Source organism: Arthrobacter sp. P1_A5 (genome assembly GCF_056406825.1).
This window is the reverse complement of the sequence record NZ_JBFTZL010000003.1, coordinates 30,141-44,833: the sequence shown is the minus strand read 5'-3', so window position 1 is coordinate 44,833 and position 14,693 is coordinate 30,141. Positions and strand designations below refer to the sequence as shown.

Sequence of the window (14,693 nt, the reverse complement as noted above, 5' to 3'; positions counted from 1 at the left end):
TCCTCTTTCACGCTTGCAGCTCGAATTCTCGAATGCCGAGTATTCACCTGAGGCACCCCGCCGCGAAAGGGAGGGTTGCCGACCGGCCAGTCAGGGCTTGGCACCGGTTCTCATTACTCCCCAAAAACGTAACACCTGCGACGCCGGCCCGCACCGCCGCCGTCGTCATGTTCCGTAACCGGACCGCGGCCCGGGCGAGTAGTGGCGGGCTCCAGTTTCGGGTACAGCCCACTCGTGTCTGCCGGGACGTTTCGCCGTCTACTGGGGGGGATTAGGTCCGACGAGTCGGCCGGAGCTGCAGGTGATTCGAGCAATGTGTGAATCGAGCAGTCCCGGAATCGACTCGCCTGTCCATCAACAAGCTGTCTGGGAATCGGTGGCTGGAACGGTCGGAGCCGCAGCCGCGGTCCGGCCGGTGACGGCGGAATGGAGCAATCGTGGGCCCGCGCATACTCGTTACCGGGATTACAAGCGCCGCCGGACGGGCCGTCGCGGCCCAGCTCGAAGCCCGGGGCCTCCCGTACCTCGGCTCCGACGCCCGCGCCGACACCCGCCAGGCCGGGGAGGCTCCCGCCGCCGCGGTCAGGCTCCTGCCGGCGACGAACCCGGACATGGTCCTGGACCTGCGCCGGGTGGTGGACCGCGAAGCCATCAACGTCATCATTCCGACCCTCACCGTGGAGCTCCCGGTCCTGGCCGCGGCCCGCGCCGGATTCGCCCAGGACGTGCGGATCATCGTGGCCGACCCCGCCGCGGTGGCTCTCGCCAACGACCACCTGTTCACCACCTGGGCGCTGCAAGCCGCCGGCATCCCGGTGCCCCGGTTCGCGGTTCCGGGCGACCTCGCCGCCGCGCCGGCATCCCTCGCCGGCCTCAGCGGCCCCGTGGTGGTCAAGCCTCGGGTCTTCAAAGGCTCCCATGGTGTCCACCTGCTGGCCGGAACCGGCTCCGTTAGCTGGAAGAACATGCCGGCGGGGCAACTGGTCCAGGAATTTATCCCGGGTGCCGACTATGTGTGCCTGGTGTTCGGCACCCCGGCACGCAACGCGATGGCGCCGGTGGCGGTGGTCCTCGAGAAGACCAGGACTCCGTATGGACGCGCCGGCAGCGACGAGGTCAGCCGCAGGGTGCCGGCGAACCAGGCCGGGGATGTGCGCAAGCTGGGCCTGGCCGCCGTCCGCACGCTCGGGCTGGCCGGGCCGGTCCAGGTCCAGATCCGCCGCCGCACCGACGGAACGCCCGTGGTGCTGGGTGTCTGCGCGACCCTGGGGGAGAACAGCACCTGGGCCCCGGAAATGCTCGACGCCGTGCTCGCAACGTTCATGCTCCCGGCGTTCAACCCGGCCTCGTTCCGCCGGTGCCCGGCAGTGCCCGCGGACGCCCTGGGGTGAGCGTTCCTATTCGATGGTCGCGAAGAGGGCGTTGAGTTCGGCCGTGAGCTGGCGCCGGAGTTCCGGGGTGCCGATTTCCTGCCCGTCGATGTGGTTCACCGGGGCCAGGAGCCGGATGCTGGAGATCAGCCAGACCGCGTCGGCGTCCAGCAGGTCCTTCGGCTCCAGCGGGCCGTAGCCCAGCTCCCAGCCGGCGGCCTTGGCGGCGGTGAACAGGGCGCCCTGTGACGTGCCGGGCAGGATGCCGCTGTCCAGCTGGGGCGTGATGAGCCGCCGGACGGTGCGGACTCCGCCGGCGCCGTCGTCCGAAGTTTCCAGGTGGGCCAGCAGAACGGTCGACGTCGGACCCTCCAGCACCCTGCCGTCCGCGGACGTGAAGATGACGTCGTCGGCGCCCTGCCGGTGGGCGTAGCGCAGCGCCGCCATGTTCACGGCGTAGGAAAGGGTCTTGGCGCCGAGCAGGAGCCACGGGGCGCGCTCGCCGACTTCACTGTCGTAGCCGCGGTCGAGCAGGATGACGTCGATCCCGGTCTCGCGCTGCCGCCGTCCCGCGGCGGCCGGGGCGGAGGCCTGGACCCAGCACGTGGGGGCAGCCGCGCCCTCCGGCCCGCGGGTGACAATCAGCTTCACCACCACCTCGTCCTGCGCCGCGCCGCCCGGTGCAGCCGCGGCGGGTTCCTGCCCGCGGAACTCGCGGATGGCGGTTTCCACCGCCCGTCGCCATGCATCCTCGGCGGGGATGTCCAGCTCCAGAAGCCGGGCCGAGCCAGCCAGCCGGGTCAGGTGCGCCTGGATCTTGCGGGGCCGGCCGCCGACGGCCAGGAGGGATTCGAAAACGCCGTCGCCCCGGGTGGCGCCCAGGTCCGTGGCCATCAGCTGGGGCTGCGACGCGTCGGCAACGCGGCCGCCGTCGAACGCCGGGTCGAGGAAGACCAGAACGGTCGCGGGCGCAGGAACAGGGGCAGGAGTGGTCATGGCTAAAGCTTAGTCTCGGTGGTCCCGGGATAGGATTTGGGCACTGCCCGTTCGGAACTGTTCCGCGTGGCTTGTACGTTGAGGGGTTCGCCTGTGCTGTGGCCATTTCCGCTGGCGGAGACTTTACCGTCCTGGGCGATTCTGATTTTGACGGTGATCGACTTCGCCATCCGAGTGCTGGCACTGGGCATCATCCCCGGAAACCGGCGGCCCACCACCGCGATGGCGTGGCTGCTGGGCATCTTCATCGTGCCGACCATCGGCCTGCTCCTGTTCCTGCTGTTCGGCAACTTCCGGCTCTCCCGCAAGCGCCGCGCGCAGCAGGACGCGGTCAATACCCGAGTGCGCGCCGGGACCTCGGAACTGGCGATGCTGGAAAGCCGCTACGCCGGACCCGAATGGGTGGCTTCCGCCGCGGAACTGAACAAGACGCTGGGCTCGCTGCCGATGGTGGACGGTAACCAAGTGGAGCTGCTGCCCGGCTACCCCGACTCCATCAAGGCGATGGCCGCGGCGGTCCGCGGCGCAAAGTCCTTCGTCAACGCCGAGTTCTACATCATGAGCTCGGACCACGTCACGGACGATCTGCTGACCGCGCTGGAAGAGGCCGCCGAGCGCGGCGTCGAGGTCCGTGTCCTGTTCGATCACCTTGGCACGCTTCGCATCAAGGGCTATCGCAAGCTGATCGCCCGGCTCAAGGCCAGCAAGATCCGCTGGCGGCCCATGCTGCCGCTCAGCCCGCTGCAGGGGCAGTGGCGCCGACCGGACCTGCGCAACCACCGCAAGATCATGGTGATCGACGGCGAGATCGCCTTCACCGGATCGCAGAACCTGATCGAGCCCTCCTACAACAACCCCAAGCACCGAAAGATCGGCCGCGAATGGGTCGAGCTGATGGCCTGCCTGCGTGGACCGATCGTCACCACGCTCAACGTCGTCTTCGCCACGGACTGGCTCAGCGAGACCGACGAATCCATTGAGGAACAGCTCGCGCACCGGCCCGAACTGCACGCCGGCAACATCACCGCCCAGGTGGTGCCCAGCGGCCCCGGCTTCATCACCGAAAACAATCTGCGGCTCTTCAACACGCTGATTTACTCGGCTCAGCGCAAGATCTCGATCTGCAGCCCGTACTTCGTCCCGGATGACTCGCTGCTGTATGCGGTGACGACGGCGGCGCAGCGCGGCGTCGACGTCGAACTCTTCGTCTCGGAAAAGGGCGACCAGTTCCTGGTCCACCACGCCCAGCAGTCCTACTATGAGGCGCTGCTTGAAGCCGGGGTGCGGATCTACCTCTACAAGGCCCCCTTCGTGCTGCACGCCAAGCACTTCACGATCGACGACGACGTTGCCGTGCTGGGTTCCAGCAACATGGACATGCGCTCCTTCTCGCTGAACCTGGAGGTCTCGGTGATGCTCCTGGGGGAGGACATCGTGCGGCGGATCAGCGCCGTGGAGGACACCTACCGGGGCATTTCGCGCGAACTTACGCTCGAGGACTGGATGAAACGTCCGATGGGCGTCAAATACGTGGACAACGTCGCGCGGCTGACGGCCACCCTGCAGTAGCCGGGGGCGGCGGGACAGCCGACTCAGCCCGTGGGAAACCCGGCGCCGAGCGCCGAGAGGACACCGAACGCTTTGGTCCGGATTTCCTCGTACTCCTCCTGCGGGGTCGAGTCGGCGGTGACAGCGCCGCCGACGCCGAGACTCAGTTCCGCGGCACCCTCGCCGAGGGCGCTGACGACGAGGGTCCGGATTGCCACGGCGAGGTCGGCGGCCCCGTTCAGGGAGAAGTAGCCGATCGCCCCGGAGTACACGCCGCGCGGCGCGGCCTCCAGCCGGTCCAGGATGGCCATGGTGCTGACCTTCGGGGCGCCGGTCATCGAACCCGCGGGGAAACAGGCCGCGACTGCCTCGGCCCGCGGCATCCCGGGCCGCAGCCGGGCATCGATGGTGCTCACCATTTGGTGCACGGTGGCGTAGCTCTCGATCGCGCACAGCCGGCTGACGGCCACCGAACCCGGGACGGCAAAATGGCTCAAGTCGTTGCGCAACAGGTCCACGATCATGATGTTTTCCGCCCGGTCCTTGGCCGAAGATTCCAGTTCCTCGCGCAGCGCGGCATCCGTCCCTGGGTCCGTGTCCCGGCGGCGCGTGCCCTTGATCGGCTCGGCCCGCATCCTGCCGTCCGCGGCAATCTGCAGGAACCGCTCCGGCGACGTGCTCGCCACGGCGAGCCCGCCGAACCGCAGGAAGCTGGCGAACGGGGCCGGGTTCCGGCGCCGCAGGTCCAGGTAGGCCGGCCACGGATCCACGCCCTGAGACCCCGCGGGCGAGGCAGCCGTGAGCACGGTGGTCAGGCAAACCTCGTAGGTGTTTCCTTCCGCGATCTCACGCTGGGCCTCGGTGACCTTCGCCTTGTAGCCGGCTTCCGTGTCCCGGGCGGCGAAGCGCGGGGCGGTGGGTTGCGGGGCGGTGGTTTGCGGGGCACTGGCGCGCTGGGCCGGGGAGGCGTGCGCGGCCACGTGCGCCGGCGCGGCCGCGGTGACGGCCGTGCGTGCCGTTTCAAGCCAGTCCCCGGCGTCGGGTGCGTCCAGGGTCAGCAGCCAGGCTGTGCCCTCGGCATGGTCGAGGACCACGGCACGGCCGGCGAAGATCAGGCAGGCGTCCGGGGTGGCGGCGGTGACGTCGCTCCCGCCGGTTTCGCGCTTGAGCTCGTAGCCGAGGTACCCGAGCCAGCCCAGGGTGAACTCGCACGGGTAGGCCTCGGGTGCGCGGAGCGCGCGGCGGCCCCACACGCCGTCGAGCCAGCGGAAGAACGGGCCATCGGTGGTCACGGTGGCCTGGCCCGTGCTGACGCGGGTCAGTCCGGAACTGTGCCGGACGGCCTGGCCGAAGCGGCCGCCGTCGTCGGCCAGAATGCTGAAGCGGCTCCGCTCCGCGGCCTCCGGGGCCAGTCCTGCCGGGTCCAGGGAGGAGTCGAGCCACACGGCGTTGGGTGAACCGCCAAAGAGCGACGCAAACAGCTGCCCGGCCTCGGGCCGGGCCTCGACCCGTTCTGCCAGCAACTGCAGCCCGCGCCGGGCGGCGAGTTCGGGCAGCAGGGCGGGGGCGACGGCGGGAAGGTACTGAAGGGCCTGCAGGACGTCGTCCGGGGCGGTGCCGTCCGCCAGGTTGAGCACGTGCACATCCGCGCGGGACGGGACGTCATCGGCCGCCAGCCACTCCGCTTCCTGCGCAGCCCACTGGTCCCAAAACGGTTCGTAGGTGTCGCCGTCCCGGGCCAGCGCCCGGGCCCGGCGGTCCGCGTCGGAGGAGTCCGCCCAGATCACGGCGTCCAGCAGGGGCACTGCGGCCGCCGCGGCGGCACCGACGCCCTCCACCAGGACGATTTCGGCCGGGCGTGTGGTGCGGGTCTCGCCGTCGTAGTGCCGTGCCCAGTCCCAGCTGACCCATTCCGCGTTCTCCCCGCGCCGCAAGGGCGAAAGCACGGTGGTGACGTAGCGTTCGATCCCCGCCGCCAGCCCGTTCCAGCCGGGATAGATGTCCTCGAGGTGGAAGAGCGAGACCTTGTGGTGCTCCCTCAACCGCGCCGCCAGTTCGATGGCCAGGGTGGTCTTGCCGGAGCCGGAGCGCCCGTCGATTGCGATGATGACGGGTGCGGGGCTCATGAAATAGAGCGTACCGGCTGCTGTGCATTGGGTTGATCACTGCCGTGATGTTGCCCGTCCTGCCGCTCAAGCTCGATGCGTACGTGCTGCACAATCCCCGGAAGGGAGGCCCGGATGAGGTTCCAGGTGGTGTCGAAGTCGGTGTGGCCGCCGTACCACGGGTCCTCGATGCCCTGCTCCAGCGGGTCCTCGTCCGCCACGGCGGGGTCGAAGCTGCGGAGCATGCGGATCTTGGCCAGAGAGTCCCGGTCCGGTGCTGCCTGCCGGAGCCAGCCGTAGTGGTCGACGTCGAGGGCCAGGATCAGATCCCGGCTCGCGAACCATTCGGGCCGCCATTCGCGCGCCACGTGGCGGTCCGAAGCGATGTTCTGCGCCGTGAGTTTGCGCGCTGCCCGGGGATCGATCGGCCGGCCCGCCTCATACGCGGTGGTGCCGGCGGAATCGACCACGGCCCCCGTGAGGCGCTCGGCCCGGAATGCCTCCGCCAGCATAAGTTCCGCCATCGGGGACCGGCAGATGTTTCCGGTGCAGACCGCGATGATCCGGTACTGGCTCGACATTGAGGTCATAGCTAAGCATGAACGATCCCGGGCCTCTTGGCTAGCTGGCCCCCGCGAAGTATTACAAAAGATGTCAACTGACTTTTACTTATTGTCATGCCCGGGCGCGGGTTCGGCCGGGTCAAGTCCAAGGTGCCGGACCAGCGCGTCGAGGACCGGCAGCTGGCCCTTGACCAGCCTGGACCGGGCTGCGGGCTCGGCGGTCCAATCCGCGCGGTCGATCTCGGGGAAGCTTCCGATTGTGCCCGATCCCCTCGGCCACTCCAGCTCGAAGGTGTTGCTCACGATGCGTTCGGGCTGGAAGTCCGCTTCCGCCGTGAAGACCGTGATGATCTTGCCGGAGGGCTGGCGGAAGTCGCCGAGCCGATGGTACTCGGCGGCGGGTGCCGGTGTGCCGATTTCCTCCGCGAACTCGCGGTGCGCGGCCGCCAGGGGGTCCTCGTCGGCGAGGTATTCTCCCTTGGGGATGGACCAGCCGCGGGCGTCCTTGCGGGCCCAGAACGGGCCGCCCATGTGGGCTATCCAGAGCTCGAGCTGCGGTGCGCTGCCGGATGGCGGCGCCCCGCCGGGCGGGGACGCACTCCTTAGCCGGTACAGCAGAAGGCCTGCGCTGCGAACGGTCATGGCTCCCTCCTGCCCCAAGGGTATTCCCTCAGTGCTTGAGCGGCCGCGATCAGGCTGCCGGCCCCCACAGTGCCTTGCGGAGCAACCCCTTGAGTGTCGCGATCTCCGGGGCGCTGAGGCCGGCCAGGGCGGCGGATTCTGCGTCCCGCGCCGCGGCCTCGGCCCGCCGGAAGAGGGCTTCCCCCTCCGGGGTCGAGGAAACAATCTTGGCGCGCCGGTCCAGCTTCCCGGGCGCCCGGATCACCAGCCCGCGCTTCTCCAGCTCGTCGATCAGGGCGACAATCTGGCTCGGGTCCAGGCTGAGGAACTCGGCCATCTCCCGCTGGGTTGGTTCCAGCCCGCTGTTGGCCAGGGCGAGCACCGAGTAGGAGCGCTCCTTGAGGTCGAACGCGGCCAGGGCGCGGTTGTTCAGGACCGACCCGCCGGCATGCAGCTTGGCCAGCAGGAAGCCCGCGTCCAGGCTGATGGTTGCCGCCGTGAGCTTCTCCGCAGGCTCGGTGCCCGGCCCGTCGTCAACTTCGGTCGCCATGCCCAACTCCAATAGTCCAAAAAATAAATCGTTGACTTTTTCAACTATCCATATTTTCATGGATACAGAACAGCATCCCACGCCGCGGGGCCGGATGCACAAGGCAGCTAGCAAAGGAGCGGCAATGAGCCTGTCAGGAAAAGTAGCAATCGTCACCGGAAGCGGACGGGGCCTCGGCCTGGCCTACGCCCGGGAACTGGCCCGCCAGGGCGCCGCGGTCGTCGTCAACGATGTGGACGCCGAGGTCGCCGCCGACGCTGTCCGGACGATTCAGTCCGACGGCGGCCGCGCAGCCGCCGTCGTCGCCCCGGTGGGCAGCTCCGACGTCGCCAAGAGGCTCGTGCAGGCAGCCGTCACCGAGTTCGGCCGGCTGGACATCCTGGTCACCAACGCCGGCATCCTGCGGGACAAGAGCCTGCTGAAGATGACGGACGAGGACTTCGACGCCGTGATCAACGTCCACCTGCGCGGCACCTTCACCTGCGCCCGGGAGGCCTTCGGCTACTTCAAGGAGCACGGCATTCCCGGCCGCATCATCACCATCGGCTCCCCGACGGGCCAGCGCGGCAACTTCGGACAGACCAACTATGCCGCCGCGAAGGCCGGAATCGTGGGCATGGTCCGCACCTGGGCGCTGGAAATGAAGAAGGCCGGCGTCACCGCCAACGCCGTCATTCCCGTGGCCGCCACCGCCATGACCAAGACCGTCCCGTACTTCCAGAAGGCCGTCGAGGCCGACGAACGCGGCGAGGCGATGCCGGCCTTCTTCCGCCACGACCTCGGGTTTGGCACGGCCGGCGACGTCGCCGGGCTGGTGGCCTTCCTGGCCTCCGACGCTGCCGCCGGCGTCACCGGCCAGGCAATCGGAGCGGGCGGTGACCGGCTGCAACTCTGGACCCACCCCGACGCCGCCGCCACCGAATACCGCGAGGGCGGCTGGGGCTACCAGGATCTCGTGGAAAACTTCGGCGCGCTCTTCGGGGACAAGCTGCAAAGCGTGGGCGAGGACTTCCTGCCGCTGCCGGCGGAACTGCAGCCCGAACCGGCCGAGGTCCGCTGAGATGGCTGCCCGGCGCTACGAACCCGGCATCGACGCCGCCTCACTCGATGCGATCGACATGCACGTCCACCTCGAAGTGGACGGCCACGGCCACGAGTCCCTTCCGGCGGCCCTGACCGAGGCCTCCGCCAAGTACTTCAAGGCCGAGGACCGCAGCCCTTCGCTGGACCGGATCGCCGAGGTCTACCGCGAACTGAACATGGCCGCCGTCGTCTTCACCGTCGACGCCCGGACCCAGCTCAAGCACGAGCCCAACAGCATCCCGGACCTCATTGCCGGGGCGGCGCGGAACAACGACGTCCTGATCCCCTTCGGGAGCGTGGACCCCCGCACCGGCGCCGAGGCGATCCAGGGCGCCAAGCACCAGGCAATCGACCTCGGCGCGCGCGGGTTCAAGTTCCACCCGAGCCTGCAGGGCTTCGACCCCTCCAACGAGCAGTTCTACCCGCTCTGGGAAACCCTCCAGGAACTGGGCCTGCCGGGCATCTTCCACACGGGACAGAACGGCATGGGGGCCGGGCTCCCGGGCGGATACGGCATCAAACTGGCCTACTCCAACCCGCTCCTGCTCGACGCCGTGGCCGCGGACTTCCCGGAGCTGCAAATCATCATGGCCCACCCCTCGGTGCCGTGGCAGGACGAGGCCAACTCGATCGCCACGCACAAGGCCAACGTGTTCATCGACCTCTCCGGCTGGTCCCCGAAGTACTTCCCGGAGTCCCTGGTCCGGATGGCCAACTCGGTCCTGCAGGACAAGGTCCTGTTCGGCACCGACTTCCCGCTCATCACCCCGCAGAAATGGCTGGGCGCCTTCGCGGACCTGCCGCTGAAGGACGAGGTCCGGCCCAAGATCCTCAAGCACAACGCCGTCCGCCTGCTCGGGCTCGGTGGCTGAGATGCCCGTCGAAACCGCGCCCCAGACAACAGCCCAGGAGCGCCTCTACAGCGTCTGCGACTACTACGACGCCGAATCCCTCCTCACCGACGGGGAGCGGAAAGTGCTGGGGCGGCTGCGGGAGTTCCTGGACACCCAGGCCCGCCCGCTCCTGGCCGACTACTGGGAGCGCGGCGAGTTCCCGGACCAGCTCGCCCGGCCGCTGATCGATCTGGACCTCATGGAACCGGCGGAACTGACCGGCGTCCCGGGTGCGGGTCAGACGCCTGCCCGGGGCATCTACCAGGGCTTCCGGATCTTCGAACTCGCCCGCACGGACGCCTCGCTGGCCACCTGGTACACGGCCCAGGCCGGGCTGTTCCGGACCGCCATCCGGGTCGGCGCCTCCGCGGAACAGCAGGCCGACTGGATGCCCAGGGTCATCGACTTCTCGCTCAAGGGCGTCTTCTCGCTGACCGAGCCGGAATCCGGCTCCGACATCGCCGGCGGACTCGCGACGACGGCCCGCAGGGAAAAGGGGTGTGAGGCTGGCCCGGACGGCGACACCTGGGTCCTGGACGGCGCCAAGCGCTGGATCGGCGGCGCGGCAACGGCCGACGTCCTGGCCGTCTTCGCCCGCGACGTCGCCGACGGCCAGGTCAAGGCTTTCCTCGTGGACCGTGAGGCGGCCGGAGTGACCCTGGAGAAGATCCACGGCAAGACTGCGCTGCGGATGATGCAGAACGCCCACATCACCCTCGACGGCGTCCGCGTCCCCGAGGCCAGGCGGCTCCACAACGTGAACTCGTTCCGGGACGTGGCGGCGATGCTGCGGGCCATGCGCTCGGACGTCGCCTGGATCGCAGCCGGCATCGCGGCAGGAGCTTTCGAAGCCGCGCTGCGCTACGTCTCCGGGCGCCGGCAGTTCGGCCGCCCGCTCGCGTCCTTCCAGCTCGTCCAGGAAAAGCTCGCCCGGATGCTCGGCAACGTCACCTCGGCGCTGTCCCTGGTGGTCCGGCTGACTGAACAGCAGGAGAAGGGCATCTACCGGGACCAGGACTCGGCCCTGGCCAAGATGCAGACCTCCCTGCTGATGCGCGAGACCGTGGCGCTGGCCCGCGAAGTGGTGGGCGGCAACGGCATCATGCTCGCGGCCGACGTCGCACGGTTCCATGCCGATGCCGAAGCCGTCTACTCCTACGAGGGGACCCACGAGATCAACGCCCTGATCGTCGGCCGGGCCCTCACCGGCCACAGCGCCTTCACCCACTGACGCTCTTCACCCACTGACGCTCTTCACCCGCTGACGGCGTTCCGCCGTCGTCGGACACCCAAACCCAACCGCTCCAGGAGCCAAGATGCCCAACCTCGTCGTCGACTTCGACAAACTCCTCACCCTCGCCGGCACCGACCTCGGCGCCACCGACTACCGCGAAATCACCCAGGAACAAATCAACAAATTCGCCGACGCCACGGGCGACGACCAGTGGATCCACGTGGACCCGGAACGCGCCAAGGACGGCCCCTTCGGAGCCCCGATCGCCCACGGCTTCCTCACCCTCTCGCTCATCATCCCGTTCTGGGGCGAGCTGTTCGACGTCGACGGCGTCACCACCAAGGTCAACTACGGCCTCGACAAGGTCCGCTTCACCTCCCCCGTCAAGGTGGGTTCACGCATCCGCATGCGGGCCACCATCGCGGAAGTCACCGAGGTCAAGGGCGGCGCCCAGATCAAGGTCGCCAACACGATCGAGATCGAAGGTCAGGAACGCCCGGCCGTCGTGGCCGAGTTCCTCGCCCGCTTCTACAAGTAAACCGCCACACCCCTTCACCATCCCCCTCTGCCATAAGGAACAACGATGTCCCAAATTTCGCAGTTGCAGGCCATGGACGCGGGTACGCGTCGCCGTGAAGCACGGACCGTCATCGCCTCCAGCTATCTCGGCAGCACCATCGAGTATTACGACTTCCTGCTCTATGCCACGGCCGCCGCGGTGGTCTTTCCCAAGGTGTTCTTCTCCGGCGCGGATGAATGGGTGGGGGTGGTGGCCGCGTACGGGACGTTCGCCGCCGGCTACGTGGCGCGGCCCCTCGGCGGCATCATCTTCGGCCACTTCGGCGACCGGCTGGGACGCAAGAACATGCTGATTGTCTCGATGCTGGTCATGGGCATCGCCTCCACCCTGATCGGACTGGTGCCCGGGGCCGCGGTAGCCGGAGCCTGGGGTGCCGTGATGCTCGTCATCCTTCGGGTCTGCCAGGGCATCGCCGTCGGAGGGGAGTGGGGCGGCGCCGCCCTCATGGCGCTGGAGCATTCGGAATCGGGCAAGCGCGGCTTCGCGGCCTCGTTCGTCAACGCCGGCGCCCCCACCGGCGCGGTGCTGGGCACCCTGGTCATGGGCGCGTTCGCGGCCCTGCCCAACGAACAGTTCCTGGCCTGGGGCTGGCGCGTGCCGTTCCTGCTGTCCTTCGTCCTGCTGGGCATCGGCATGTTCGTCCGGCTCAAGGTCTCCGAAAGCCCCATCTTCAAGGCGGCACTGGAACAAGAGAAAGCCGAACGGGAACATGCCGAACGGGACAACACCCAGCCGACGGTGCCGGGCAGCGCGTCGGCGCGCCGGGAGATTCCGCTCCTGCAGGTCCTGCGCCGGCCCAAGACTCTGATCTTCACCATGCTGGCCGGCGCGGCCGGGTTTGCCCTCCAGGTGGTGCTGGCCACGTTCTCCGTGACCTACGCCGTGTCCAAGGGCGCGGACCGGCAGGGCGTGCTCTACGCCTTCGCGGCCGCCTCCTTCGTGTCCATCGCCTTCGTGATCATGGGCGGCCGGCTCTCCGACAAGCTGGGCCGGCGGCCCGTCATGGTCGGCGGCCTGGTGCTCTTCATCCTTTACCTCACACCGATGTTCCAGCTCCTGTCCTCCAACAACATCGGGCTGATCTTCGTGGCCTTCGCCGTGGGCCTCATGATCCATTCCACCCTGTTCGGCCCGCTCGCAGCGTTCGTGTCCGAGCAGTTCGGCACCACCTCGCGCTACACCGGCGCCTCGCTGGGCTACCAGCTCGCCACGCTCCTCGGCGCGGGATTCACGCCGGGCATCGTGGCGCAGATCTTCAAGGACTCCGGACAGGACACCGCCGCCGTGGTCTGGTACCTGGCCATCATGTCCGTCGTGTCGATCGTCTTCATCCTGCTGACGCGAGAGCCCAAGAACAACGATCTGCAGGCTGTCCGGTCCTAAGCCGGCCCGCTGGCGCTACCGTCTAACTAGAAAGGATTTTCCGTGGAGAATTTTGGCATCGGCTCGTGGCTGCAACGGCGCCGCCCGAAGTCGGGCACCAAGACCGCAATCATCGCCGGGGAACGCAGTCTCAGCTACATCGAGCTCGCGGACCGTTCCGCCCGGCTCGCGAACGCCTTCCGGGACCGCGGCGTAGTCAAGGGCGACAGGGTGGCCTACCTGGGCGAAAACGATCCCTCCTTCCTGGAGACCCTCTTCGCCGCCGGCCTGGCCGGGGCGGTCTTCGTCCCGCTGAACACCCGGCTTGCCCCGCCCGAGATCCAGTTCCAGCTCCGGGACAGCGGCGCTGTCCTGCTGGTCCATTCGGCGGCGCTCGCGGTGCTTGCGGAACGCGGCTCGGCGGAGACCGCTGTGGGTTCGCGGATCGTCGTCGACGAGTCGACAGTGCCAGCCAAAACAGTTCCCGATTCAATGCTGCCCGATTCAACGGTTCCCGACGGCGGGGCCAACGGCGGTGCTGGCCGGGGAACCGCCGTGGAGGCGTATGAGGCCGTCATTGCGTCCGGTGCGGCGCTGGCGCCGGACGAGCCCGTGGGCCTGGACGACGCCGCCATGATCCTCTACACCTCCGGAACCACCGGAAACCCCAAAGGCGCGCTCCTGACCCACGGCAACATCACGTGGAACTGCGTCAACGTTCTGGTCGATTTCGACTTTGCCTCCACCGACGTGGCCCTCATGATCTCCCCGATGTTCCACGTCGCCTCCCTGGACATGGGCGTCCTGCCCACGCTCCTCAAAGGCGGCACCGTGATATTGGAGGCCAAGTTCGATCCCCGCCGGACGCTCGAGCTGGTCCAGCAGCACCACGCAACCACCATCAGCGGGGTGCCCACGACGTACCAGATGCTGTGCGAGCACCCGGACTGGGACGCCACGGACCTCAGCTCGTTGAACAAACTGACCTGCGGCGGGTCCGCGGTGCCGATGCGGGTCCTGGAAGCCTACGAGCGGAGGGGGTTGCGCTTCTCCAACGGCTACGGCATGACCGAGACGGCCCCGGGCGCCACCACGCTGCCGGCGGCGAGGTCCCGGGACAAGGCCGGGTCCTCCGGACTGCCGCATTTCTTCACCGATGTCCGGGTGGCCGATCCCCTCGACCCGGCGTCCGGGCCCGCTGCGCCCGCAACGGTGGGGGAGCTCCAGATCAAGGGTCCCAACGTCATCCACCAGTACTGGAACCGGCCCGGGGCCTCCGCGGATTCCTACACAGCGGACGGCTGGTTCAAATCCGGTGACATGGGCTACAAGGACCCGGACGGTTTCGTGTTCATCTCCGACCGGCTCAAGGACATGATCATTTCCGGCGGGGAGAACATCTACCCGGCCGAGGTGGAGCAGGCCATCGCCGAGCTCGACGCCGTCGGAAGCGTCGCGGTGATCGGGATGCCGGACGAGAAATGGGGCGAGGTGCCGCGGGCCGTGGTGCTGCTGCGGGAGGGCGCCCGGCTCACGGAAGAACAGCTGCGCTCCCACCTGGAGGGCCGGCTGGCGAGGTACAAGATCCCCAAGTCCGTCGTCTTCGTGGACGAGATGCCCCGGACAGCGAGCGGCAAGATCCGGAAGGCGGACCTTCGGAAGCTGGCGCCCGGCCCCGTCTGACAGGGGAGCGGGGACGCTTTTGGCACGAGCGTAGGAAGCACACGGAAAGACCGGGGCTGCGGTGAAGCAGCCCCGGTCCTGCCTGTGCCCGGCCGGCCGGGCGGC

General features: G+C 68.5%; 13 protein-coding genes and 1 riboswitch. Of the genes, 8 read left to right on the top strand and 5 right to left on the bottom strand.

Annotation, left to right across the window (positions count from 1 at the left end; genetic code table 11):
- Positions 1-4: 4 nt before the first annotated feature.
- Positions 5-118, bottom strand: a riboswitch (SAM riboswitch).
- 319 nt (positions 119-437) lie between these two features.
- The gene (locus AC1D1S_RS01750) at positions 438-1,391 is read left to right on the top strand and encodes an ATP-grasp domain-containing protein (RefSeq protein WP_476993577.1); all 954 of its coding nucleotides are present in this window, start codon (positions 438-440) and stop codon (positions 1,389-1,391) included.
- 6 nt (positions 1,392-1,397) lie between these two features.
- On the opposite strand, the gene AC1D1S_RS01745 is transcribed toward AC1D1S_RS01750, so the two are convergent.
- On the bottom strand, positions 1,398-2,366 hold the full coding sequence (locus AC1D1S_RS01745) for an aminodeoxychorismate lyase (protein ID WP_243180578.1): 969 nt from the start codon (positions 2,364-2,366) through the stop codon (positions 1,398-1,400).
- A 93-nt stretch (positions 2,367-2,459) separates the two neighbouring features.
- On the opposite strand from AC1D1S_RS01745, the gene cls reads away from it, so the two are divergent.
- On the top strand, positions 2,460-3,935 hold the full coding sequence (gene cls, locus AC1D1S_RS01740) for a cardiolipin synthase (RefSeq protein ID WP_028275402.1): 1,476 nt from the start codon (positions 2,460-2,462) through the stop codon (positions 3,933-3,935).
- Positions 3,936-3,958: 23 nt separating this feature from the next.
- Here cls and pabB read toward each other — a convergent pair whose 3' ends face one another.
- The 4 genes from pabB to AC1D1S_RS01720 form a co-directional block, all read right to left on the bottom strand.
- Positions 3,959-6,040 carry an aminodeoxychorismate synthase component I gene (gene pabB, locus AC1D1S_RS01735; protein ID WP_476993576.1) on the bottom strand — a complete coding sequence of 694 codons (2,082 nt, stop codon included), beginning with the start codon at positions 6,038-6,040 and terminating at the stop codon, positions 3,959-3,961.
- Positions 6,037-6,609 (bottom strand): low molecular weight protein-tyrosine-phosphatase, encoded by a 573-nt coding sequence (locus AC1D1S_RS01730; RefSeq protein WP_476993575.1) that lies wholly within the window; start codon positions 6,607-6,609, stop codon positions 6,037-6,039. Before AC1D1S_RS01730 ends, pabB begins: the two co-directional genes overlap by 4 nt.
- A gap of 75 nt (positions 6,610-6,684) precedes the next feature.
- Entirely contained in the window at positions 6,685-7,224 is a 540-nt protein-coding gene (locus AC1D1S_RS01725) for an NUDIX hydrolase (RefSeq protein WP_476993574.1), read from the bottom strand.
- Between the two features lie 49 nt (positions 7,225-7,273).
- Positions 7,274-7,753, bottom strand: coding sequence for a MarR family winged helix-turn-helix transcriptional regulator (locus AC1D1S_RS01720; RefSeq protein ID WP_028275406.1), 480 nt, complete (start codon positions 7,751-7,753; stop codon positions 7,274-7,276).
- Positions 7,754-7,877: 124 nt separating this feature from the next.
- Here AC1D1S_RS01720 and AC1D1S_RS01715 point away from each other — a divergent pair, with 124 nt between their 5' ends.
- From AC1D1S_RS01715 to AC1D1S_RS01690, 6 genes are all read left to right on the top strand, one after another.
- Complete coding sequence (locus AC1D1S_RS01715; RefSeq protein ID WP_243180582.1) at positions 7,878-8,813, top strand: SDR family NAD(P)-dependent oxidoreductase; 936 nt, start codon at positions 7,878-7,880, stop codon at positions 8,811-8,813.
- 1 nt (position 8,814) lies between these two features.
- Entirely contained in the window at positions 8,815-9,708 is an 894-nt protein-coding gene (locus tag AC1D1S_RS01710; RefSeq protein WP_243180583.1) for an amidohydrolase family protein, read from the top strand.
- 1 nt (position 9,709) lies between these two features.
- The gene (locus AC1D1S_RS01705; RefSeq protein ID WP_243180584.1) at positions 9,710-10,960 is read left to right on the top strand and encodes an acyl-CoA dehydrogenase family protein; all 1,251 of its coding nucleotides are present in this window, start codon (positions 9,710-9,712) and stop codon (positions 10,958-10,960) included.
- Positions 10,961-11,045: 85 nt separating this feature from the next.
- The gene (locus tag AC1D1S_RS01700) at positions 11,046-11,501 is read left to right on the top strand and encodes a MaoC family dehydratase (protein WP_090952699.1); all 456 of its coding nucleotides are present in this window, start codon (positions 11,046-11,048) and stop codon (positions 11,499-11,501) included.
- 45 nt (positions 11,502-11,546) lie between these two features.
- Positions 11,547-12,926 (top strand): MFS transporter, encoded by a 1,380-nt coding sequence (locus AC1D1S_RS01695; RefSeq protein ID WP_243180585.1) that lies wholly within the window; start codon positions 11,547-11,549, stop codon positions 12,924-12,926.
- Between the two features lie 42 nt (positions 12,927-12,968).
- On the top strand, positions 12,969-14,588 hold the full coding sequence (locus AC1D1S_RS01690) for an acyl-CoA synthetase (RefSeq protein WP_243180586.1): 1,620 nt from the start codon (positions 12,969-12,971) through the stop codon (positions 14,586-14,588).
- The last annotated feature ends 105 nt before the right edge of the window (positions 14,589-14,693 follow it).

What these genes read in the sequence shown, in the direction of transcription:
- AC1D1S_RS01730 (WP_476993575.1), bottom strand. Translation starts at nt 6,609, where the DNA reads ATGACCTCAATGTCGAGCCAGTACCGGATCATCGCGGTCTGCACCGGA.
- AC1D1S_RS01710 (WP_243180583.1), top strand. Translation starts at nt 8,815, where the DNA reads ATGGCTGCCCGGCGCTACGAACCCGGCATCGACGCCGCCTCACTCGAT.
- AC1D1S_RS01715 (WP_243180582.1), top strand. Translation starts at nt 7,878, where the DNA reads ATGAGCCTGTCAGGAAAAGTAGCAATCGTCACCGGAAGCGGACGGGGC.
- AC1D1S_RS01700 (WP_090952699.1), top strand. Translation starts at nt 11,046, where the DNA reads ATGCCCAACCTCGTCGTCGACTTCGACAAACTCCTCACCCTCGCCGGC.
- AC1D1S_RS01725 (WP_476993574.1), bottom strand. Translation starts at nt 7,224, where the DNA reads ATGACCGTTCGCAGCGCAGGCCTTCTGCTGTACCGGCTAAGGAGTGCG.
- AC1D1S_RS01720 (WP_028275406.1), bottom strand. Translation starts at nt 7,753, where the DNA reads ATGGCGACCGAAGTTGACGACGGGCCGGGCACCGAGCCTGCGGAGAAG.
- AC1D1S_RS01695 (WP_243180585.1), top strand. Translation starts at nt 11,547, where the DNA reads ATGTCCCAAATTTCGCAGTTGCAGGCCATGGACGCGGGTACGCGTCGC.
- AC1D1S_RS01705 (WP_243180584.1), top strand. Translation starts at nt 9,710, where the DNA reads ATGCCCGTCGAAACCGCGCCCCAGACAACAGCCCAGGAGCGCCTCTAC.
- pabB (WP_476993576.1), bottom strand. Translation starts at nt 6,040, where the DNA reads ATGAGCCCCGCACCCGTCATCATCGCAATCGACGGGCGCTCCGGCTCC.
- AC1D1S_RS01745 (WP_243180578.1), bottom strand. Translation starts at nt 2,366, where the DNA reads ATGACCACTCCTGCCCCTGTTCCTGCGCCCGCGACCGTTCTGGTCTTC.